Origin of the sequence: Sphingobacterium sp. R2 (genome assembly GCF_040760075.1) — a bacterium.
GTDB lineage: Bacteria > Bacteroidota > Bacteroidia > Sphingobacteriales > Sphingobacteriaceae > Sphingobacterium.
The window spans coordinates 4,556,724-4,581,531 of the sequence record NZ_CP142884.1; the positions used below are offsets into that span (position 1 = coordinate 4,556,724).

17 protein-coding genes are annotated in these 24,808 nt (G+C 40.0%); 13 read left to right on the top strand and 4 right to left on the bottom strand.

Annotated elements, in window-relative coordinates; genetic code table 11:
- The first annotated feature begins 109 nt into the window (after positions 1-109).
- From VXM68_RS19140 to VXM68_RS19185, 10 genes are all read left to right on the top strand, one after another.
- Positions 110-709, top strand: a complete 600-nt coding sequence (locus tag VXM68_RS19140; RefSeq protein ID WP_367209721.1) for a TetR/AcrR family transcriptional regulator — start codon at positions 110-112, stop codon at positions 707-709.
- Positions 710-787: 78 nt separating this feature from the next.
- Positions 788-1,990 (top strand): efflux RND transporter periplasmic adaptor subunit, encoded by a 1,203-nt coding sequence (locus VXM68_RS19145; RefSeq protein ID WP_294182506.1) that lies wholly within the window; start codon positions 788-790, stop codon positions 1,988-1,990.
- Positions 1,991-2,004: 14 nt separating this feature from the next.
- Positions 2,005-5,196: an efflux RND transporter permease subunit gene (locus VXM68_RS19150; RefSeq protein ID WP_367209722.1), complete on the top strand. Its 3,192-nt coding sequence runs from the start codon at positions 2,005-2,007 to the stop codon at positions 5,194-5,196.
- Between the two features lie 6 nt (positions 5,197-5,202).
- Positions 5,203-6,648, top strand: coding sequence for an efflux transporter outer membrane subunit (locus VXM68_RS19155; RefSeq protein ID WP_367209723.1), 1,446 nt, complete (start codon positions 5,203-5,205; stop codon positions 6,646-6,648).
- A gap of 372 nt (positions 6,649-7,020) precedes the next feature.
- Positions 7,021-7,968, top strand: coding sequence for a sensor histidine kinase (locus VXM68_RS19160; protein WP_294182510.1), 948 nt, complete (start codon positions 7,021-7,023; stop codon positions 7,966-7,968).
- Complete coding sequence (locus VXM68_RS19165) at positions 7,968-8,729, top strand: LytR/AlgR family response regulator transcription factor (RefSeq protein ID WP_367209724.1); 762 nt, start codon at positions 7,968-7,970, stop codon at positions 8,727-8,729. Before VXM68_RS19160 ends, VXM68_RS19165 begins: the two co-directional genes overlap by 1 nt.
- 240 nt (positions 8,730-8,969) lie before the next feature.
- Positions 8,970-10,088, top strand: a complete 1,119-nt coding sequence (locus VXM68_RS19170; RefSeq protein WP_294182512.1) for an efflux RND transporter periplasmic adaptor subunit — start codon at positions 8,970-8,972, stop codon at positions 10,086-10,088.
- A 117-nt stretch (positions 10,089-10,205) separates the two neighbouring features.
- Positions 10,206-13,367: an efflux RND transporter permease subunit gene (locus tag VXM68_RS19175; protein WP_367209725.1), complete on the top strand. Its 3,162-nt coding sequence runs from the start codon at positions 10,206-10,208 to the stop codon at positions 13,365-13,367.
- A 1-nt stretch (position 13,368) separates the two neighbouring features.
- Positions 13,369-14,814, top strand: coding sequence for an efflux transporter outer membrane subunit (locus VXM68_RS19180; RefSeq protein ID WP_367209726.1), 1,446 nt, complete (start codon positions 13,369-13,371; stop codon positions 14,812-14,814).
- Between the two features lie 11 nt (positions 14,815-14,825).
- Positions 14,826-15,191: a VOC family protein gene (locus VXM68_RS19185; RefSeq protein WP_294182515.1), complete on the top strand. Its 366-nt coding sequence runs from the start codon at positions 14,826-14,828 to the stop codon at positions 15,189-15,191.
- A gap of 72 nt (positions 15,192-15,263) precedes the next feature.
- Here the strand turns inward: VXM68_RS19185 and VXM68_RS19190 are convergent, their stop codons facing one another.
- From VXM68_RS19190 to VXM68_RS19200, 3 genes are all read right to left on the bottom strand, one after another.
- Entirely contained in the window at positions 15,264-16,490 is a 1,227-nt protein-coding gene (locus VXM68_RS19190) for a DEAD/DEAH box helicase (RefSeq protein ID WP_367209727.1), read from the bottom strand.
- 168 nt (positions 16,491-16,658) lie between these two features.
- A complete protein-coding gene (gene nhaA / locus VXM68_RS19195) occupies positions 16,659-17,846 on the bottom strand; it encodes a Na+/H+ antiporter NhaA (RefSeq protein ID WP_294182517.1) in 1,188 nt (395 codons plus the stop codon).
- A 549-nt stretch (positions 17,847-18,395) separates the two neighbouring features.
- Positions 18,396-19,376 (bottom strand): hypothetical protein, encoded by a 981-nt coding sequence (locus VXM68_RS19200; RefSeq protein ID WP_367209728.1) that lies wholly within the window; start codon positions 19,374-19,376, stop codon positions 18,396-18,398.
- A 272-nt stretch (positions 19,377-19,648) separates the two neighbouring features.
- Here VXM68_RS19200 and VXM68_RS19205 point away from each other — a divergent pair, with 272 nt between their 5' ends.
- Positions 19,649-21,274 carry an ABC-F family ATP-binding cassette domain-containing protein gene (locus VXM68_RS19205; RefSeq protein ID WP_294347116.1) on the top strand — a complete coding sequence of 542 codons (1,626 nt, stop codon included), beginning with the start codon at positions 19,649-19,651 and terminating at the stop codon, positions 21,272-21,274.
- A gap of 131 nt (positions 21,275-21,405) precedes the next feature.
- Here VXM68_RS19205 and VXM68_RS19210 read toward each other — a convergent pair whose 3' ends face one another.
- Positions 21,406-22,392, bottom strand: a complete 987-nt coding sequence (locus VXM68_RS19210) for an endonuclease/exonuclease/phosphatase family protein (protein ID WP_367209729.1) — start codon at positions 22,390-22,392, stop codon at positions 21,406-21,408.
- Positions 22,393-22,595: 203 nt separating this feature from the next.
- On the opposite strand from VXM68_RS19210, the gene VXM68_RS19215 reads away from it, so the two are divergent.
- Both VXM68_RS19215 and VXM68_RS19220 read left to right on the top strand, forming a co-directional pair.
- A complete protein-coding gene (locus VXM68_RS19215; RefSeq protein WP_367209730.1) occupies positions 22,596-23,771 on the top strand; it encodes a glycosyltransferase family 4 protein in 1,176 nt (391 codons plus the stop codon).
- Entirely contained in the window at positions 23,759-24,760 is a 1,002-nt protein-coding gene (locus VXM68_RS19220; RefSeq protein ID WP_367209731.1) for a lysylphosphatidylglycerol synthase transmembrane domain-containing protein, read from the top strand. Before VXM68_RS19215 ends, VXM68_RS19220 begins: the two co-directional genes overlap by 13 nt.
- Positions 24,761-24,808 lie beyond the last annotated feature (48 nt).

Below are 24,808 nucleotides of genomic sequence, written 5' to 3' on the forward strand. Positions count from 1 at the left end.
TGTTGAGCGTACGTGTCGATGTATTTTTATTTAATGACTTTTAGATGTCAATAAATAAAATTAAAAGTATCATTTTTGCCTAACACTGTTAAATTATTTACGCATTAGCATGGGTAGCAAAGAACGCATACAACGGCTCAAAGATGAGAATAGAACTAATATTCTAGATGCTGCGCTCCAAATCGTCAAAGAAGAAGGATGGCAGGCCTTGAGTATGCGCAAAATTGCAGATATCATTGAGTATACTGCCCCCATGATATATGAGTACTTCGCCAATAAAGATGCTATTTTAATGGAGCTCGCCAGCCAAGGCTATCTCTTACTAGCTAATAAAGTTAAAAAAGCTAAATCAACTGAAACCGATCTCGAGAAGCAATTAGAAGCAATGTGGTTTAGCTATTGGGATTTTGCGTTTGAAGAACGCGAATTGTACCAATTGATGTTTGGAGTAGGAACTGCCTGTTGTGGTTTTGAAAAAACATATAAATGTGCAGAGTCTCACGGAAAACTTATTAGCGATGTCATCCGAGAAATCATGAAAGAGAAAAATCCATCCGAAGAATTGATCTGTAGAAAGTATTTCACCTATTGGTCGATCATACATGGACTGGTCTCGATCAATCTGGTGAATCAGGGAAATGGTGACACAACCAATCAAGAGGTCTTAAAAGATGCTATTTATGGCATCACGCGCTCGCTAACTGACTAAATTTTTTTATAGGAAAAAATACAACGTTAAGAAATCTAACACCGTTAAATACACCAAAACTTCAATTTTTAATATCACATGAAAACAAATTTATCACCAAGTCTTAAAAAGATTTACGTCTCAACACTTAACAGTGTTAAACGAATTAATATCGTAAAGACTGCATATGTGTTGAGTGCAATCTTTCTATACAGTTGCTCAACCGGAACTAGTAAACCCATTGATCCACCACCAGTTAACCTCCCAGTCGTTACCATCGAGAACGGTAACGAGACAGTTTACCAGGAGTATCCAGCGACTATTGAAGCTTCCGCCAATATTGAGATCAGACCTCAGATAGAGGGAATTTTGGAAAATATCTATGTCGATGAAGGAGCCAAAGTAACGAAAGGTCAAGCACTTTTCAAGATCAACGACCGCCCCTATCAGGAACAGTTAAACCAAGCGAAGGCAAATTTACTGGCAGCAAAAGCTAGTCTGGAAAATGCGGAGTTAGAAGTCGAAAAGAAAACAAAGCTGGTGAATACCAAAGTACTGACCGACTTCCAGCTAAAAACAGCTATTAGCGCACGTAATGCCGCTAAAGCAAACGTACAGTTGGCACTATCGGCCGTTGAAACTGCAAAAATCAATGTCGGATATACGCTAATACGGGCTTCTGCCGAAGGATACATCGGTAGATTACAGCGCAAGCAAGGGAGTTTGGTTGGTCCTACAGACCCCCAACCACTTACCGCATTGTCAAATGTAAGAGATCTTCATGTTTATTTCTCACTGGGAGAAAATGACTTTATCGCATTCAAAAACAATACAGAAGGTAGTAATTTACAACAAAAGCTTCACAACCTCCCTCCGATCAGCTTAGTTCTTTCGGATCAGACAATCTATGATCAAAAAGGAAAAATAGATATGGTGGATGGCCAGTTTGATAAAAATACTGGTGCGATTACACTTCGTGCAACGTTCAACAATCCGGAGGGAGTTTTACGCAACGGAAATACGGGGCGTGTAAGACTACAGAAGAAGTATGAACAAGCATTATTGGTACCACAACTTGCTACCCTTGAAATGCAGGATAAAATCTTCGTTTATACCGTTGGTAAAGCAAATAAAGTTGTTCAACAACCTATTACTGTCATTGGAAAAAGTGGTGCAAATTACCTTGTAAGTAAAGGATTGAATGCGGGAGATCGAATTGTCTACAAAGGCATTGACTTGCTTCAGGATGGGCAGAAAATTACACCACAAGCCTTATCAAGAGATAGCATCAATTCATTATAATATTAGAAAATCACATGCTTAAGAAATTTATAGAAAGACCTGTACTTGCTACCGTTATCTCCATATTACTTGTCATATTGGGGGTGATTGGTATCCTAAAACTGCCTTTGCAGCAGTTTCCCGATATTGCACCGCCCGCGGTGCAAGTAACGGCATTATATCCCGGGGCAAATGCCGAAACGGTGCTCCGTGCCGTAGCTCCCTCACTTGAAGAGTCAATTAATGGTGTTGAAAATATGAGCTACATGAGCTCTACCGCCAGCAACGACGGTTCGTTAATGATTACGGTATATTTTAAACTTGGTACAGACCCTGACCAAGCTGCTGTAAACGTCCAAAATCGTGTGGCTCAGGCAACCAGCCAATTGCCTGCTGAAGTTGTACAAGCCGGGATCACCACCGCAAAGCAGCAAAACAGCTTGATCATGGTATTGGACCTTTACACGGAAGATCAGAGTAAATACGATCAGACTTTTATTACCAATTATGCGCAGATCAATATTATTCCTGAACTGAAACGGATACCCGGCGTAGGACAAGCATTGGCATTTGGTGGTAGTAAAGACTACTCCATGCGCGTATGGCTCAATCCAAATCAAATGGCGACCTATAAATTAACACCTGAGGAAGTAATGGCCGCCATCCAAGATAAAAACGTCGAAGCTGCTCCGGGTAAATTCGGAGAGAGCAGCCGTGAAGCTTTTGAATTTGTAATCAAATATAAAGGTAAACTCAACCAGCCAAGTGACTACGAAAATATTATTATCCGCTCCAACACAGACGGTTCTGTACTAAAACTTAAAGACGTCGCTCGTGTCGAACTGGGATCTTATACCTATGCGAGTCATACGCGCATCAACGGCAAAGCAGGATTGAATATTGGGGTCATGCAGCTTGCAGGTTCGAATGCAAATGAAATTCAGATTGCCATTCAAAAATTCATGGAGAAAGCCTCTTTAAGCTTTCCGAAAGGTGTCAAATATCTCGTTCTATACAATACAAAAGATGCACTTGATCAATCCATTGACCAAGTAAAACATACGCTCGTTGAAGCATTTATATTGGTATTTTTAGTTGTCTTTCTATTCCTTCAGGATTTTAGATCGACATTAATACCAGCGATTGCGGTTCCGGTAGCCATCGTGGGAACATTTTTCTTCATGCAGCTCTTCGGCTTTTCAATCAACCTACTGACTTTGTTTGCTCTGGTGCTAGCCATTGGTATTGTCGTCGATGACGCGATTGTGGTCGTGGAGGCTGTTCATGCCAAGATGGAGCATGAGAACCTCCCACCTAAATTGGCAACGACATCTGCCATGAGTGAAATTACAGGCGCCATCATCTCGATTACATTGGTGATGTCTGCCGTATTCCTTCCGATCGGCTTTATGGAAGGCTCTACCGGAGTGTTTTATAGACAATTTGCTTTCACCCTGGCGATTGCAATCGTTATTTCAGCAATCAATGCCTTGACACTAAGCCCTGCGTTATGTGCGCTCTTCTTAAAACCAACGAATCATGATGGTCATTCTGACGCTAAAAGCCTTAATTTCAAGGAACGTTTCTTTGCTGGATTCAATGTTGGATTTGATCGGTTGACGAAGAATTATTTAGGTAGTTTACGCTTTTTGATCCGTTATAAGTGGGTTGCATTTGCAGGATTGGGAATTACCCTACTTTTGACTGTATTTATGATCCGTAAAACACCTACTGGATTTATCCCATCAGAAGACCAAGGATTCATTGCTGTATCCTTATCTATGCCAGCAGGTGCTTCTTTGGATCGTACATCTGGAGCATTAGCCGAAGCAGAGAAGCAACTTCAACATGCTGATTTTACCAAAACTTTAAATGTACTTGCTGGTTTCAATATTTTGACACAATCTACAAGTCCATCAGCAGGTGTTGCATTTATCCTCCTTAAACCACATGAAGAACGTGGTAAGATAAAAGACATCAATGCTATTATGGCTGATGTCAATCAGCGCTTGGCAAATATCAAAGGCGCAAATTTCTTTGTCTTTACCTTCCCTACTGTACCAGGATTCAGTAATGTGGATGGTTTGGATATGGTACTGCAGGACCGGACCGGTGGACAACTTGGAAAATTCAGTGGCATAGGCCAAAAGTTTATTGGCGAATTGATGAAACGTCCAGAAATTATGATGGCTTTCACAACCTTTAGAGCGGATTATCCACAATATGAACTCCAGGTAGATGATATCAAAGCAGAACAACTTGGCGTAAGTACAAAAAGCATCTTACAGACTATGCAAGCCTATTTTGGTAGTGCCCAAGCCTCAGATTTTAATCGTTTTGGAAAGTATTATCGTGTGATGGTCCAAGCTGATGCCAAGGATAGAAGTGAACCAACTTCAATGGACGGAATTTTTGTAAAGAACAGATTGGGAGACATGGTTCCCATCAATACATTGGTCAAATTAGAGCGTGTATATGGACCGGAAACAGCATCTCGTTACAACTTATTCAATTCGATTGGAATAAATGCGATACCAAAACCAGGATATAGTTCTGGAGATGCTATCCGTGCAGTTGAAGAAGTTGCAAAACAACAATTGCCGACTGGATTTACTTATGAGTTCTCAGGTATGACGAAAGAAGAAATTGTCTCAGGAGGCCAATCCACATTGATTTTTATTCTCTGTTTGATATTCGTTTACTTTCTGCTTGCAGCACAATATGAAAGCTATATCATTCCATTGGCGGTTATTCTCTCTATTCCTACAGGTATATTTGGGGTCTTTGCAGCAATTAGCTTCACTGATATTGCCAACAACATCTATGTACAAGTCGCACTCGTTATGTTGATTGGATTATTGGCCAAAAATGCCATTCTGATCGTAGAATTTGCCATCCAAGGGCGCAAACAGGGACTATCAATTCCTAGTGCCGCACTTAAAGCATCGAGATTACGTTTGAGACCTATTATTATGACTTCTTTAGCTTTTATCGTTGGTATGATTCCAATGATGACAGCAGTAGGTCCATCAGCGCAAGGAAATCACTCAATCAGTATTGCCGCTGCGGGAGGGATGTTTACTGGAGTAGTTTTAGGGCTCTTTATTATCCCTATTCTCTTTATTTTCTTCCAATTTATCCAAGAGAAAATCGGAGGTGCTCCACGGCAAAAACAGCATGAAAGCGATGTCGTTTCATTAGAAATACCCGTGCATACAAACAATTAGTACATCATGACAGCATTTAAATATATCAATAGTAAATCAAAATTACTGACGGTTTTCATCTTATCTTTTGTTGCATGGTCTTGCAAAACAGATAAGTTGGTCAGCAATCAACACCTTGCCCCCAACTTGCCCGAACAGTACCGCGACCAGGCCAAAGCTTCGCAGGAAACTAGCATAGGTTCTATTCCATGGCGCGATTTTTTTAAGGATCAAGTCTTACAAACCTTGATCGATAGTGCTATACAACATAACTTAGATATGCAACTGGCACTAAAAAATATAGAAGCGTCTCAACTGAGCCTGAAACAAGCAAAAGCCAACTATCTTCCCACGGCCCAACTGCAGATCCGCGGAAATAGCACCAACCCATCCAATAACAGTATGAATGGATTGAGCCTGGGGCAGTTTTTAGGTCAACACCATGTAGAAGATTATACGGCATCCTTAGGTTTATCCTGGGAGGCCGACATATGGGGTAAAATCAAAAATCAAAATATCGCTGCTTTAGCTTCCTATTTACAGACAGAAGAAGCGAAAAAAGTAATTCAAACCCAATTAATTGCACAAGTTGCACAAGGTTATTATCAACTACTGATGCTTTATCAATTGCGTGATATCGCCAAACAAAACTTGGAATTAAGCGATACAACTTTACGTATTGTCCAGCAACAATATGAAGTTGGTGACATTACGCTGCTTGCATTGGAGCAGGTCGATGCGCAGCGGTTGTCTGCAGCTGCCTTGATCCCCGACTTTGAACAACAGATCCGTATTCAGGAAAATGCCATTCAGATTCTTAGCGGAAAACTCCCGCAGGAAATTAAAATAGCGGAGAAATTGTCGAATATTCAATTCCCCGAAGAATTAGCAACTGGCGTCCCAGCCGATTTGTTAAGTCATCGTCCGGATGTAAAACAAGCTGAACTGGCTATTACAGCCTCACAAGCTTATCAACAATACGCAAAGGCACGCATGTACCCTTCCTTGCTTATTAGCGCCGAAGCAGGAGTAAATGCATTCAAGGCAAGCAATTGGTTCAACTTACCGGCTTCATTATTTGGGGCAATTACAGGAAGTATTACGCAGCCAATTTTACAGCGGAAGGAATTGAAAACTCAATATGAACTGGCGCGTGTCGAACAAGAAAAGAACGTATTGATCTTCAAGCAAAAAGTAATCTCAGCAGCTGGAGAAGTTTCCGATGCTTTAATTTCAATTCAAAAATTGAAGGAAAAACAAAAGATTACTTCGGATAGAACGACGCGTCTAAAGGAAGCAACGAAGCACGCCAATCTTTTATTTGAAACAGGAATGGCCACTTACTTGGAAGTAATTACAGCACAAAGCAATATCTTGCAAAGTGAGCTCGAACTGGCTCAGGTAAAGAAAGCGGAGCTTTCTGCTGTTGTTGACCTGTATCGTTCATTAGGTGGAGGATGGAGCAATAATTAATACTTTAAACAAGCATTTTCTAATTTTATTTATACATATCTGGTAGATGGGGACCCTAGGGTCTCCATCTTTTGTTTGCTCCAGCATTATACGTCTGAGTGCATAAAATTGATATTTCAGTAGTGGCTTTATACGCTTCAGCAGAAATTTGTCGTCTAATACTAAAAGAAATTACAAAATTTGTATATATTTCATTTAGAAATATAAGTTAAGCAAATGCGGGACATTAGGATCTATAAAGACGAGAATAATCTAATTAGTAAAAATAAAAGAAGGCTGATATTCACCTTTCTGTCCTTTCTGCTCATTTATTTGGTCGCCTATATTATAGATCCTTTCTCGAATTGTTGGGATGGCTACTTTCAAAGAAACATGTTCGAAATACTTGGCGAGTGGACTTTTACGATCATCTACAGCTTTATCATATCCGAATTCAGCATCATTGTCCATGACAAACTTGACAAGTTTTTAACTTGGAAAGACAGCCCTACGGAGCGACTACTACTTGAAACCGTCATCAATCTCTTGACGGTATTATTTATCAACTTACTCTTGGAGTACCTCATCTCAAAATATTACGTTGGTCCCCAGAATGTTACTATAGCACCATCGTTGGAGGAAAAAAGAGGCATGATTCAAAATATTACAATTAGTGTTTTGATTGCGCTCATGATAATGGGTATCAATATCGGTAGTCATTTGATCACCAACTGGAAAAATGAGTCGATGCGTGCAGCAAAGCTTGATCAGGTCATTCTAGAAACAGAACTTCAATCGTTAAAATTACAAATCGACCCACATTTCGTATTTAATAACCTGAGCGTACTCTCAGAAATCATTCTCGAAGACCAGCAATCAGGTTATGAATATGCAGAAAACTTCTCCAAAATATATCGCTACCTTCTTATCAATTCTAAAAAAGATATTATCTCACTTGAAGAAGAACTCAATTTTCTAAATGCATATATATTTCTTATCAAAAGCCGATTCGGCGCTGGAGTTAACTTCGAGATAAACGTTAATCCTGCGAAACGCAATTTCCAATTGCCTCCTCTTACCTTACAATTATTGGTAGAAAATGCATTAAAGCATAATCAGACAAATAAGAGAAAACCGCTGAAAATTAAAGTCTACACCAACGCCCAGAATCAACTTGTTGTTGAAAATATATTAATTCCTATTGAGAATGTATCCGAATCATCGGGAATCGGGATTTCAAACATCATTAAGAGATATGATTTGCTATCCAACTTAAAACTGCAAATAAAGAATGATGGCAAAACATTTAACGTTATCCTCCCACTTTTAGCGCAAGCATAATGAATATAACCAAAGTATTAATCATCGAGGACGAAAAACTCAATGCCGATCGTTTAAAACGACTTTTGAAGGAAATGAAGCCATCCATCGTTATTTTAGATGTACTAGATAATATCGCTGATAGCATCAACTGGTTCAATAGCAATGAACTTCCCGACTTGGTGATGATGGATATTCGTCTATCCGATGGTTTAAGCTTTGAAATATTAGAGACTATAAAAATAGACTGCCCAATCATATTTACGACTGCATTTGACGAATACGCTGTGAGGGCCTTTAAATTCTATAGCATAGATTATTTGCTTAAACCTGTAGAAAAAATAGAGCTGGAAAATGCCATCCAAAAACTTGACTATCAAAAAGATCTTCAGATCAACCAACAACCGCTTCAAGGTTTATTGGATTTTATCTATCCGAAAGATTTTCGCTCACGCTTTCTAATTCCATTCAAAGACGGCTATAAAACCGTTCTTGTTGAAGAGATATTATACTTCTATTCCGAATTTAAACTCACCCATGCGCAACTCAAATGTGGTACTGTCGAAATTGTACCTCAAACAATGGAAGAACTCGAACAGCAATTGAATCCAAAAGTATTTTTCCGCGCCAACAGGCAATTCATTGTACATATAGATGCGATCAAAAGATTACATAACCACTTCAACGGAAAACTAAAAATAGAAATGAAAAATAACGATCAAGTGGAAATCCTTGTGAGCAGAGAAAAGGCTCAACTGCTGAAAACTTGGTTAGACTATTGATGTTAAAGCTGATCCGTTTGCTCCTTTACGTCAGAAAGGTAAAATAAGTTTTTCGCGATGAACAAGGGAATGTCAATCGATAAGACCAATATCTCCAACACAATTGGATCGGACCATTTAATATCGTAAAATTCAGATCATCACTGATACGTTTCAGTAAGCAATTGTAACGTCTCGGTAGATTTCTATGCCTTATAACCTAAAAGAATTCTTTTATTTGTTTCATTATAAAATGATAAAATGGCACAAAGAACGATGACTTTAAAACCTTTCCTTACACTTATTACAGCAGCAGCATTATTATCGTCCTGTGGAGGCAACCAAGAACAACCGCAAGAGCAAGCAGTTACTGTTGACTTTATCGAATTATCTCCCACCCACGCGGAGACCGAAAAAAAATATCCTGGTACATTAGAGGGGACCGTCAACGTCGATGTCAAAGCGCAGGTAACGGGATATCTCGAGCAGATTTATGTCAAAGAAGGAGACTATGTATCCCAGGGTCAACCCCTTTTCAAAATAAAAGCTGATGTCTACAACGAACAAGTAAACAACAGCAAGGCAGCTTACCAAGCTGCTTTATCGGCAGAACAAAACGCTAAATTGGAGATTGAAAAAATCAAACCCCTTGTTGAAGGTAAAGTGTATACCGAATTACAGTTAAAAACTGTAGAGGCCAATTATGCCGCAGCCAAAGCACAGGTAGCGCAAGCACAGGCTGCACTAGGTTCATCGCAAATAAATGCCAAATTTACGTTGATTAATGCACCAGTGAGTGGTTATATCGGCCGTATCCCTAATCGGATCGGAAATTTAATTACCGCAGCAGACGCGACACCTTTAACAACGCTATCTGAAATTAATACCGTAAATGTGTATTTTTCATTGAGTGAGGCCGACTTTATAGCCTTTATCAAAGATCAGAATAACAAATCATCCAATCAACAAGCAACGCTCTTATTGGCTGATGGAACAGCATACAACCATTCGGGGAAAGTAGAGTTAGCCAGCGGTAACATCGACAGAACAACCGGAAGCATGGCACTTAAAGCAAGTTTCATCAACCCTGACAAAATTCTCCGTTCGGGTGGCTCAGCAAAAGTAATCTTGAAAAAAGCGCATGAAAACGTATTGTTGGTCCCTATGGCTGCTGTCAAGGATATTCAAGACCGCTATTTCGTGTATGTTATTGGTGAGAAAAATAAAATTTCCATGAAACAGATTGAAATTGCAGGAAATACCGCTAACGCCTATTTACTAAAATCGGGACTCACAGCTGGTGAAAAAATCGTTATGAATAGAATTGACATGCTGAATGATGGAATGCAAGTTCAACCGACTAAAAAATCCACCATGTAAAAAAGATAGCAGGTATAGCAAAAGCAGAACTGCTCAAAGAAAGGCAACAAGCCTATCTATTCAGTATTCACTTTTGAAAAAAAACGGTACTAAAAGCTTTATAAAATTTAAACTAAAATGTTAAAGAAATTTATTGACAGGCCAGTTTTGGCAACTGTTATATCGATCATATTTGTCATATTGGGGGTTATCGGTCTTTTTAGGCTGCCTCAAACGCGATTCCCGGATATCGCCCCGCCCACGGTTCAAGTTACCGGAAGCTATCCCGGAGGAAATAGCGAAACAGTATTGAGATCAGTTGTTACACCCCTTGAAGAGCAAATCAATGGTGTGGAGGACATGGAATACATTACATCTACTGCAAGTAACGATGGTACATTCTCTGTGCGTATTGTCTTTAAAGCAGGTGTAAATCCAGATCAGGCAGCCGTTAATGTGCAAAACAGAGTACAACAGGCTACTCCTATCCTGCCACAGGAAGTTGTCCGAATGGGATTAACGACCTCCAAGCAACAAAATAGTATGATCATGATATTTAATATCTATACAGAAGATAATAAAAAATATGATGAACTATTTTTACAGAATTATGTGAACATCAACTTGATCCCACAGATCAAGCGTGTACCTGGCGTTGGTCAGGCCATGGTATTCGGTTCCAAAGACTATTCGATGCGTGTATGGTTGAATCCGCAAAAAATGGCGAGTTATGGACTTGTGCCACAAGAAGTCATTGCTGCAATTTCCAAACAAAGTTTGGAATCTGCATCTGGAAAATTAGGGGAAGAATCAAAAGCACCACTGGAATATGTCATACGCTATAAAGGGAAAAAGAACCTTCCTGAACAGTATGAAAACATTATCGTCAAAAACAATGACGTTCAGATCGTACGCTTAAAGGATGTGGCACGTATCGAGTTTGGCTCAATTAGTTATAGTGGTAATTCGCAAAATAACGGCCTCAATACCGTTACCATTGGTATATTCCAGACATCAGGCTCCAACGCCAATGAAATTGAAATCGGAATCGACAAACAGATTGAAATAGCGCAACGCTCTTTCCCTCCTGGGATCAAGATTTTTAAATTGATCAGTACCAAAGAACGCTTGGATGAAAGTACGGCTCAAGTACGTTCGACATTGATTGAAGCCTTCATATTGGTTTTCCTCGTTGTATTTTTGTTCCTGCAGGATATACGATCGACTATTATTCCAGCAATCGCAGTACCAGTAGCTATCGTAGGTACGTTCTTCTTCCTGCTGGTGTTTGGCTTTACCATCAATATATTGACGTTATTTGCCCTAGTACTCGCCATTGGTATTGTTGTCGATGATGCAATTGTCGTGGTCGAAGCAGTACATGGAAAGATGGAGACTTCCACTTTAACAGGCAAACAGGCTACCCATAGTGCCATGAATGAAATCACAGGGGCTGTAATCTCCATTACCTTGGTTATGTGTGCAGTTTTTATTCCCATTGGATTTATGACAGGCTCATCGGGGATGTTTTATAAACAGTTTGCCTATACCCTTGTTATCGCCATTGTGATTTCTGCGATCAATGCTTTGACACTGACACCAGCACTCTGCGCATTATTGCTTAAAAATACACACGCCGAAAATCACGATGGGCAGACCCCGAACACAGGATTTTCTCAACGTTTTTTTAAAGCATTTAACGCTGGCTTCGAAAACATGACCAACCGATACATTGGTTCATTAAAATTCCTGGCAAAGAAAAAATGGATTTCGGCACTTTTGATCCTGGCTACGATCGGTGTTGCCGGATACCTCATGACAAGCACTTCCAAAAGTTTTGTACCAATGGAAGACGATAACTTTGTCGTATACAGTTTAGAAATGCCCCCAGGAACGGGACTTGATCGAACCACAAAAGCAGTAGAAAAAATCGAAAAACTACTAGCCGATATACCTTCTATTGAAAGCCATACAAGTATTACTGGATTCAATATGATCGGCAACAACTCCAGCGCAGCCTATGCAACAGGATTCATACGCCTGAAAGATAAAAAGAAACGTGGTGAGATGAACGATATCGACCAGATTCACCAAGTGATCTCACAAAAATTATCCAGTGTCAAAGAAGGTAACGCAATGGCCTTTCGCTCCCCTCCTGTTGATGGTTATGGTATGATGAATGGCGCGGAACTCGTTTTGCAGGACCGGGCTGGTAAATCGCCGGTAGAGCTCAAAGCAATGTCCGACTCCGTTATTGCACAGATTATGAAACAACCGGGAATACAGCTTGCCTACACCATGTTCAGAGCAGATTATCCACAAATGGAACTGGAGGTCGATGAAGACAAAGCGGCCCAACTTGGCGTAGATGTCAGTGAAATGCTTTCGTCCGTTCAAACCTACTTTGCGGGTGATCAATCATTGAATTTCAATCGTTTCGGTAAATTCTATCGGATAACAGTTAAAGCGGATGGGATCTATAGAACCGATAAAGAAGCATTCAACGAAATATTTGTCAAGAATAATCTTGGCCAAATGGTTCCGGTGAACACTTTGATTACACTTCGTAAAGTGTATGGTCCTGAGTCGGTGACTCGTTATAATTTATACAATTCACTCACGATAAACGTGGTTAGCACACCTGGTATCAGTAATGGTGCGATCATGGAAACATTGGAGAAAAATGTATTGACCAAGTTACCGGGAGACTATAGCTACGAATGGACGGGACTTAGCTTGGAAGAGAAGTCTTCGGGCAACCAAACCGTACTTATCCTAGCATTAAGCCTACTATTTGTATATTTCTTATTATCAGCACAGTATGAAAGTTATTTATTGCCCCTTGCCGTCCTGTTATCAATCCCAACAGGTATAATCGGCTCCTTCCTAGGAACACGTGCCATTGGATTGGACAACAATATCTACGTCCAGGTCGGTTTGATCATGCTCATCGGTCTTTTGGCAAAAAATGCCATTTTGATTGTTGAATTTGCTTTACAGCGGAGAAGAGCAGGCTCCTCACTCATTGATTCGGCTTTTGAAGGCGCAAGAGCTCGTCTACGCCCAATCTTGATGACTTCATTGGCTTTCATTGCCGGCATGGTACCCTTGATGTTTGCGACCGGCGGGACGGCTACAGGTAACCATTCCATCAGTACCGGAGCAGCAATGGGTATGTTAAGCGGTGTTATCCTCGGGGTAATTATTATACCATTACTGTACCTGGTATTCCAATATTTGCAAGAAAGAGTTTCAGGTAAAAAGCTTACGGACAATACAGTACACAATACAAACAATTAAAATGAAAAAATTTCATCACTATATAACAATTTTCGCAAGCACTACCGTGTTGTTGTCCGCATGCAGCGTGGGCAAAAAATACACACGTCAGGAGATAGCCATGCCCGAAAATTTTAAAAACAGCGAGGTTGTGCTGACGTCTGATACGCTACAGCTATCCTGGCGTAAATTTGTACAGGATCCCGTGTTGACCTCACTCATTGAGAAGGCATTATCTAACAATACAGACGTCAATGTTGCACTCCTCAACATGCAACAATTGGAACTCGCGTACAAGCAGTCTAAGAAGGGGTTACTACCAACAGCTGATTTAAGCATCGGAGCGAACAGAACCTGGTTATCGAGCAACTCCTTGAATGGCTCACTGAGCGACCAATTTATTGGGACGCCTTATATGGACGATTATAGCGCCACGCTCAGATTGTCTTGGGAAGCCGATATCTGGGGAAAGGTAAAAATGCAAAAAGAGGAATCCTTGGCCAATTTTTTTGGCCAAAAGGAAAATTTATCGGCCCTGAAAACCCGGGTTATTGTACAGGTCATCCAGTCCTATTATAATCTGATTGCTTTGGATGAGCAGCTTAAGATTGCACAAAGAAATGTTCAATTGAGCGATAGCACACTTAGCATGATACGTTTGCAATACAATTCATCACTGGTCAGTTCGCTTGCCGTGGAGCAAGCCGAAGCTCAGAAGAAAACTGCTGAATTGTTGATTCCCCTAGCCCATCAAAACATGGCTGTAGAAGAAAATGCACTGAGCATTCTTTGCGGAGGTTTCCCCGAGGGCATTCAACGTACAGCAAGTTTAGATGATACGATTGTTGGAGACGGACTTGCCGCAGGGGTGCCGGCCGAACTCTTGAGCCGCAGACCAGATGTTAGAGCAGCTGAATACGCCGTTGTGGCTGCGACAAGCAGAATGGGACTCGCTAAAGCAGCGATGTACCCTTCCATAAGCTTGACACCATCCATTGGTACAAACTCCATTCAATTTAACAAATGGTTTGATCTACCAGGTTCGATTGTGAAAACAATAGCGGGGAATATTGCACAGCCAATTTTCCAGAAAGGGGCTTTAAAAACAAACTATGAGATATCAGTCATCGAACGCGAAAAGATAGCATTGCAGTTTAAACAGTCGGTTATGGTCGCCGTTTCAGAAGTTTCGGATGCCTTGGCAAAAATCAAACATACGGAACAGCGCCTGCAACTTATCCAGGCCAAATCAAATGCCCTCGCCAAAGCCACCGCTGATGCAGCCTTACTTTATAAAAGTGGGATGGCAAACTATTTGGAAGTGATAACTGCCCAAAACAATGCGCTCCAAAATGATTTGGAATGGATTACAGTAAAACGGGAAAAGCTCAACGCAGCCATAGATCTTTATCGTGCGCTGGGTGGCGGAACAACAGATCAAACAATTTATTCTACATACATTAAATAGATATTTACTTTATGAGCAATACCGATAATGAACAAAGATTTGTTAACCAGCAGATCCAATACCTTGAGTTTGTATCAAGTGACCTTGAACGTGCCAAAGCATTCTATACGGGGAGCTTCGGTTGGGAGTTTACAGACTACGGACCGGAATACACATCTTTTGGAGGAAAATATGTTGACGGTGGCTTTACGCTCGGCACTCCAATAAACGGCAGCATTCTTGTCGTTATTTATGCAGATGATCTGCAAGTTACGCGCGATCAGGTTATCCGTTCTGGCGGCACGATATTACAAGATATTTTTAGTTTCCCGGGCGGAAAAAGATTTCAGTTCCAGGATCCTGACGGATATGAATTGGCCGTATGGACTATTGAATAAAAGTTGAATACAATATTTACTAAAATACAAAGCCCCCATATTTTTCTCATATGGGGGCTTCGTATGTTAAAATCAGGCTCTTTTAGCTTTCTGATAGTTTTTATTTTTATTCCTATTGAAACGCTTCTTCTTATGCTGTGGTTTTTTTTTGGCAGGATTATAAGTGGGCCCCGCTTCAAACCCCTCTGGCAATGGCAGCTGTTCAATCGGATAACCTATTAAATTCTCAATCTGAGCAAAACGGTTTTGATCCTTCTCATTGACAAAGGTAATGGCCGTTCCTGTAGTTGCTGCCCGAGCAGTACGTCCAATACGGTGTACATAGTCTTCCGGATCCGGTGGAACATCGTAATTAACGACCAAACTGATCCCCACCACATCGATACCGCGAGATATCACATCTGTCCCTACCAGTACCCGCACCTGACGAGACCGGAATCTGGCCATGATATCTTCCCGTTTCGACTGTTCAAGATCCGAATGGAAACCCTCTGCATCAATCCCCTGTTTCTGTAATTCCTGAGCGAGAAGTTTGACTGTAGTTTTTTGGGATGCAAAAATAATAACAGATACATAGTTGGGATCCTTCAGTATATACTTCAGAAGCTCCATTTTCTGTTGATCATAGGCAAGATGTGCACGTTGATCTATCCCTTCCGACGGTTTAGAAATGGCAATATTGACTTCCACAGGCTCCTGTAGAATTTTTCGGGCAAAAGACCTGATCTTTATCGGCATCGTAGCCGAAAACAAAAGCATCTGCTTTTTCTTCGGTAGATAACTTACAATACGTAAAATATCGTCTTGAAATCCCATATCCAGCATACTATCGGCTTCATCCAAAACAAAGTGCTTTAAATGAGAGAGATCAATCTTCATGGAGGTAAGATGGCTTATCAACCTTCCCGGCGTAGCAACAATGATATTTACCCCCTCTCGTATGGCCCGTTTTTGCTGTTCATACCCCATACCATCACCACCACCATAAATGGCTATGGATGTTGCACCCGTATAATAAGACATGCCCATAATCTGCTGGTCAATTTGCATAGCAAGTTCCCGGGTCGGAACAAGGATAATGGCGAGGATAGATTCCCTTGCATTCCGTGCTATTGCATCGAGGATCGGCAACATATAAGCTGCTGTTTTACCTGTACCTGTCTGTGCACAAGCAATCATATCTTTTCCCTCTTTAATAATCGGGATGGTCTGTTCTTGGATCGGCGTAGCCTCCTCAAACATCATACTTTCTAAACCTTCTTCCAAAGCTGGAACAAAGCCAAATTCATCAAATCTCAACGTATTGTTTTTATTGTTGTGCCCTAAATTACTAAATCTAATTCATAAAAGTCTAAAATTAATACCTATAGCTCGTTACTTATTCCAAACAACGTCGCCATAGGACTAATCCACGCAGAAATTAGGCATGAAGTTGCAGCCAAACATAGCATGTTCCTGTAGATGAAATTAATCTATAATCTGTTTTTTGTTTACAGATGACACTAGACTCAAAACAGTATAACCAAGCAAGCCAGCGCATAAAGAAGCGATCAGAACGGCGAACTTTGCTTCTTCAATCAGCATGCTATCATCAAAAGATAGTATCGAGATGAAGATCGACATCGTGAAACCGATTCCCCCCAACAAGCCTACACCAAAAATCTGTTTCCAGCCAGCCCCTTCCGGTAATTGCGCAATCTTCAATTTTTTAGCAATAAAACAGATCAAAAATATCCCAATTGATTTACCAGCGATTAAGCCGAGGATAATACCGATCCCCAATTTTGAAGTCAAACCACCAATCATTTCCCCATGGATTGGAATAAGTGTATTTGCAAATGCAAACAAAGGAATGATAATGAAATTGACAGGTTTGGTCAATATATGTTCCAATTTTTCCAGGGAAGATTCTTCCGCGTCCGGTGTTGTTGGTAACGTCATAGCCACCAACACGCCAGCTATTGTTGCATGAATTCCCGAGTGGTGAACAAAGTACCAAATAAATAGACCCGGAATCAGGTAAGCCCATATCGCTTTAACGCCCAATTTATTTAACACGATCAAAAACAGAAATATACCTAAAGCAATAAATAAATAGGTCGCATGAATACCATTGCTATAAAAGATCGCAATCACCAATATGGCAAGTAGGTCGTCAACAATCGCTAGCGCAGCCAAAAAGATCTTAAGACTGGCAGGTACCTTATTTCCCAGAAGCGTGATAACTGCTAAAGCAAATGCAATATCCGTTGCCATAGGAATTCCCCAGCCGTTTGCAGTATCGGTTCCCTGATTTAATGCAAAATAAATGATGGCAGGCAAAAGTGCCCCACCAACCGCAGCCAAAATGGGCAGGATTGCTTTACTTGGTGATGAGAGTTCACCCTCTACAATTTCACGTTTGATCTCAAGCCCCACCAGTAAAAAGAAAATAGCCATCAAACCATCGTTGACCCACAATAACCACGAATATTTTAAATGAACATGATCGCTGTCAAAGCCTACTTCCCTGTTCAGAAATTCCATTACACTGGCATACAAAGGTGTATTTGCAACGATCAATGCTAGAATAACACAAGAAAAAAGTATAATTCCACCTGAAAAGCTGGATTTTAAGAATTCTCTAAAGACAGTTAAATTGATAAGTTTTGACATGATTTGAATATCTAAAAACGCTTACAAAGGTTCATAAGATACGATTTTATGGCCATTTATGGAATATCCCCCCCCATAAATGCAGATCCTTAACAAAGGATAAACAAGTGAATTATCTAAATTTTATGAGCAATAAATGAGCCGAGCACCGAAATAAAAAAGAGATCATGGTAAGATGCTGGTGTTATGTATTAAAATTTATAAAAAGCGCAGTTATTTTACCAAATTAATTTGGCTTTGTTGCAAAAAATACTTAGCTTGCTACTATAGTTAATAAACCGTTTATTATGTGCAAGAAGTGGATTTTCATGGTACTTCTTTTCGTGGCAAATTTTACATATGCGCAGACGACAGAGGATAAAACCCAACATTCAGGTTCCCATTACATTATTTTAGCAATCATCGCTATTATTGTCATTGTTTATATATTATACAGGAGGCAAAAGAGGAAATTTAATGAATAAGGGAGATCAGTAGATCTCCCTTATTCATTAAATTTCCTCCCATGTGTCTCAAGTTCCCCACCGATCTTTCAATACCTACTAAGCCTTAATGCCGAATCGGCTCATTTGTTTGCGCTAACCGCTGCGATCCAGTATTCGCTGGACAAGCAATATCGTCCGTTGCGTCGTAGACTAGTCTCTTCCCATTCAACTTTGCGATTAATTCCTGTGGAACATACACCTGCACTTTTGTCATTGAATACCCGCTTGGAAAATATCGGACATAATAACCATTGGGATGAAGCGTCCAAATCCCACTTGGCACATCCGCACGAGGTTCGGCCATACCGGCCATTATTGCATATTGTTCAAACTCTGCATAGGAGTAGTTTCCGGACGATACCAGTTGTCGAATATTATTTTCCGCTTCAAAGATGGTCTGAACCGCTGGAGGCATCTGGTCTTTGGCTTTTTGGAGAACATCAAATGGCAGCACGCCGAGAGCCCCACCTTCCAAATGTAAAATTTGTTCAGCGGTCAGTAGCTTTAAGGCTGTCTCTTTCACTGGCCCCGAGTAATCAATAAATTTTGTCTTCGCTATGATCGTCCACAATAGCATCTGTATATCAGATTGTGCAACTTCCGGGTGCTTTTCAGCGCTTTTCAAAATTGCAATGACCACGTCTCTCTTCTTGCCCAACGTAGGTGCATACATATACCCATCACCTTTCGAAGGCGCATAAGTACCTGCTTTCAAGCAATAGCTCTTATTGGTCATTTCAAAATGTCCGGCTTCCAATATATAGCCATCACTTCCATTTCTTTGTAGATTTTCTAACGGTTTGTAAACTGCCGTATTTTGAAAATCGGGCATTTGCTCCCCCTTCCTATTTACATCTTCAAAACTTGTACTAATCGCTTCTGGTTCCTTTAGCAGTTTATCGAAACCCAACATTTTGCTTCCCTTGGAAGCAACGGCTTTGCTTGCCTTATCCAATAGCCCTCCAAATTGGGCCGAGGCTCCTTGGACATTAAATAAAAAAGCTACTGTAAGTATAACAACACCGGTTATTCTATTTCTTTTCATAATTGATTTTATTTCAGCTCTTGCCCACAAAAAAGAAGCCAATTTAAATCATCAACACAATATTTATAATTTATTAATTCAGTGTTTGCGCACATTGCCTGATTTCACGCTTCATTTCAAAGATCCTCTCCATCCATTGAAATTTCAGCGCATATAGGTTTGCCAAAGAAGCTAAAAACAGTGGATTTCCCCAACATTACTCTCTTCAATTTCTCCTGAAACTGATCACCGTAAATAGTTAAAAATACAATATTAAAACGTATCTTTGCAGCATGATTAATGTGTCAAATCTCTCCCTTCGTTTTGGTAAACGTGTACTATTCGAAGATGTCAATCTAAAATTCACACCTGGAAACTGTTACGGTATTATTGGCGCTAATGGAGCAGGTAAATCTACTTTCTTAAAAATTATCTCAGGGGAAGTTGATCCTTCGACAGGTTCAGTGGCATTCACGCCAGGCGAACGCATGTCTGTTTTAAGTCAGGATCACTATGCTTTCGATGAGTTTACTGTTCTTGAAACTGTCATGATGGGTAACCAAGAGCTTTACAAAATCATGAAAGAGAAAGATGCCATTTACATGAAAGAGGATTTCTCTGATGCCGACGGCGAACGTGCTGGCGAACTGGAAAGTCTTTTTGCTGAAATGGATGGATGGAATGCCGAATCTAATGCCGCAACTTTATTGAGCAGTTTGGGCATTAAAGAAGAACTACATTATAAGTTGGTTTCTGAAATTGACGGTAACCAAAAAGTCCGCGTACTCTTAGCGCAAGCATTATTTGGCAAACCAGATATTTTGATTCTCGATGAGCCTACCAATGATTTGGATATTAATACCATCGCATGGTTAGAGGATTTTTTAGCGAGTTACGAGGCAATCGTCTTAGTTGTATCCCACGACCGTCACTTCTTGGATGCTGTATGTACGCATACAGTGGATATTGATTTTGGTAAGATGACAATCTATACCGGTAACTACTCGTTTTGGTACGAATCTTCTCAATTAGCGTTAAAGCAACGTTCTGATCAAAACAAGAAAATGGAAGATAAAGTGAAAGAACTTCAGGAATTTATCCGTCGGTTCTCTGCCAATGCTTCCAAATCCAAACAAGCTACTTCTCGTAAAAAAGCCTTGGATAAGATCAATATTGACGAGATTAAACCATCCAACCGTAAATATCCGGCTATCATGTTCAATACCATGAATCGTGAACCAGGAGATCAAACGCTACAAGTTGAAGGATTAAGCAAAACAGTCAATGGCGAGGTATTCTTTAAGGATATCACGTTTATGATTAATAAAGGCGATAAAATCGCTGTTCTAGGTCCAAATTCATTGGTTACTACCGCATTCTACGATATCCTGACGGGTAGAGATACCAATTTCGGTGGCGAATTCAAGTGGGGTGTTACGATCACTCCTGCCGATATGCCAATTGAAAATGCAGAATTCTTTGAAGGTAAAAATGAAAATTTGGTCGACTGGCTAAGAAATTATACCACTAACCCAGAAGCAGACGAGCAATTTATACGTGGATTTTTAGGAAAAATGTTGTTCTCCGGTGAAGAAGTTATGAAGAAAGTGTCTGTACTTTCTGGGGGAGAAAAAATGCGTTGTATGTTCTCTCGCATGATGCTTCAGGGTGCCAACTTCTTAATTTTCGATGAACCAACCAATCACTTGGATTTGGAATCTATTACCGCATTAAACAACGGTATGTCTGATTTTAAAGGTTCCATGTTGTTTACATCCCGTGACCATGAATTGACTGAAACGGTTGCCAATAGAATTATTGAATTGACACCAAAAGGTATCATCGACAAATTGATGACTTACGATGAATACATCAATAGCGATGTGGTGAAAGCACAACGTGAAGAAATGTATAAATAAGATAATTTATCCCAATTTAATAAAGGCTCTATAATTCATTTTATGGGGCTTTTTTGATGCCCATTAAAAAAAGCACTGAGGGGTTCAGTGCTAATCGCGATTGATATGAAAGAATTGAGAAAGTTTTTATTTTATTGAACCGAAGGTTTGACAATACGCCAGCCTAATTGTAAAGACACTGCACAATGATCGGATAAATCTTGGCCCTTTTCGTTTTGGAAAAGCTTTTTTTGAACCTGATAATTCTTTGCCTCAAATAGCAAATGATGGTTATTGCGATAGTAAATTTTATCGATACCTTCGCAGTCCTCTGTCAGCTCCAATGCTGTTTTCGCTTCAAAATTCGCTTGGTGCCCGGGAATATCACCTTTGTTGCGTAAACTTACCCACGCATCTACCAAACCTAAGTCCTTCTGAAAAGAACCGATGTTATCCAGCTCGTAAGCATAATGTGCATTAAAGTCGCCCATAATCAAAAGCGGTCTGCCAGCCGAATACATTTTAATATAGGCTTTTAGCTGATTTATATTCTTCTGCCGGGCAATCGTTGCATTCGGATCATCCTGAGATGTCGCATGTACATTATAAACATCAATAAATACCTCTTTGGCCAATTGAATTCGAGCATAAGAAAAGCCTTTAGGAGTCAGACAATCTGCACCATTGCAATCAGTCCAGCCTACCCGCTCAAACTCAACAATCGGATATTTTGAAAGTGTACTCAGTCCGTCCCCAAAAGGTACCCCACCCATATTTGCCGTTCGGTAGCTATGCTTATTTTCGCTGTAGAGGAACTTGTTGTAGTTAAAATCTTCCTGCACATTGACAATATCAAACCCATTGATCCGATTGCCGATCGACGTAATACTGGAAGACCGTTCGGTTACAGCACTGGAAATCAATTCAGGAAGGCCAGCTATATTGTACGTTAACAAATTTAGCTTTCCGTAAGTCGCTTCCGGCATAGCTGCATACACAGCATTACTGAGCTTTGGCTGTTGTTTTGGCTTCAACTTAAAACCCAACATAACACCGGCAGACGCACAAATAAATAAGATGACAATCTTTCGAAAACCCTTAGGTCTAATTTTTTTTTCGAACAATAGATCTAATAGCATGGATTGAATATTTCGTTCACTCCAAAGCTACTGCGCCAACATTAGTTCTATTATCATATTCAATTAATTCTATTTTTAATAATTATGCACAAATTATTAAAAACTAATAATTTATAAACACTATAATGACAAAAGGTTAATACCTGCATAGCATAGGGGTTACAGCTTTCAGCTATTTTTATACAACCCCTAATAAGAATAACATGAGAAAGGTAGCCTTCTTTACAGAGATACTCGTCGAGGATTTCGACGGTGCATCACGGACAATGTTTCAGCTAATAAACCGTATAGACCAGCAGAAATTCAACTATTTTTTTATTTATGGTGGCGGCCCTACGCAATTTCGCAATTTTCATTCTTACAAGGTACCCACATTCAAAATACCGGTCAACGACGATTATTGTCTCGCTATTCCACAGCTTATTAAAAAGAAACTTGAGCTCGCCTTAGATAAATTTGCTCCCGACATGATCCATATTGCAACGCCTTCGCTTTTAGGTTTTTTTGCATTAAATTATGCCAAACGGAAAGGTATTCCTGTCCTTACGATCTATCATACACACTTCATTTCATACATTGCCTATTATTTCAAAAACATACTCCCCTTGGTCAAGCCAACTGAACAATGGATGAAAAAAGCAATGAATAACTTTTATAACAAATGTGATATTGTCTATGTACCCACCAAATCTATTCTAAACGAATTACAGCAGATCGGCTTACAACAAGAAGGATTAAAGCTGTGGCAAAGAGGAATAGACACAGCTCTGTTTAACCCCAAAAAAAAGAATCTATCTCAACTGCAGACCATCACAAAGAATGATAAACCAACAATCCTTTTTGTCAGCCGTATCGTCTGGGAAAAAAATATTAAAATGCTTATTGAAATCTATCAACAGATACAGGCACAAAACCTCGACTATAATTTCATTGTTGTCGGTGAAGGAATAGCCAAAATAATTGCAATGCAAGAGATGCCTAATGCCATTTTCTTAGGAAAGAAAAGCCATGATGAGCTTGCAATCCTATATGCTTCGGCAGATGCCTTTGTTTTTCCGTCGGTCTCAGAAACTTACGGAAATGTCGTTGTCGAAGCATTGGCATCCGGACTTCCTTGTGTTATCGCTGATGGAGGAGGTTCGGCTTCCTTAATTCAGCACGGGAAAAATGGATTTAAGTGTCAACCTGAAAATGCAGCTGGATATGTTTACTACCTCAAAAAAATTCTCTCTGACGTGAGCCTAAAAAAGAATCTCATCAATGAAGGTCTATCCTATGTCGGACAACTGGATTGGAATAGACTATCTGGGTGCTATTTTAATGACATTGAACTATTGATTGACAAAACACAGGAAGTCGATTTGGCATGGGCAAACTAACAAACCCAAGCCAACTCATCAAAGGTATTTTTCTATTTTTGATTCTGGCGTCCATAACTTTCTTTTTAGCGAAAAGCGACTTAAATGCCTTGAAAAAAGAGCTCTCCTCCGTTGGTTATCGTTTTATAATTATTTTGTTTACGACTTTCGCGGCCTACTTTGTAGGCACATTAGCTTGGTGGATATGCTTGGGCTCCGCAAAAAAGAAGGTCAATCTGATCGAACTCTTTGCCATCCGTCAAATCGGGGAAACCGTTGGACTATTCAACCCTACAAGCATTATAGGTGGTGATTTATTAAAGGCACAATTGATAACCCATTATAACATTCCCTTAAAAGAAGGATTGAATTCAGTTGCAATATCCCGTATTACCGCCGTACTGTCTCAATTGACACTCTTTTTGATTGCTATGCTTTGGTTGGTATTTTCTCCTTTAAAAAATGAAATTATACGCTACGCAGGCCCAGTAATATATATGATCTGTCTATTTTTGTTCCTTTTGATGATCCTGATACTTTATTGGTTAATAGTTGCAAAAAGTCCCTCGCAAACCAGGGCTTCAACAGCAACACTTTTTGGAAAAGCAAAAGCGCATGTTCAGTCACTACTTTGGAACGTTAAAGACTTTTATCAGCATCAAAATAAGGTTTTTTGGTATTCTTACTTACTTTTTGCACTACATTGGATTATTGGCAGCCTTGAATTCTATTATATTCTAAAATTTTTGGGTGTTGCAGTACAACCAATACATGGTCTAATAGTAGATATGAGTGTCATTGTGCTGAAAAGCATCGGTGCTTTTATTCCAGGGCAACTGGGCATTGAAGAAATCGCCAATAAACTCCTACTCCATATGATCGGTATTACTGGGGGTAGTATTTGGCTCAGTGCTTCATTATTACGTCGCGGTCGACAGCTCACCTGGGTAGCGTTGGGGTTTATATTTTATCTATGCATCAAAAGGAAACCAGTACATGTATCCATCTGAAATAGAAATACTATTTGTCAGCCACAAATATCCCCCAAATGTTGGCGG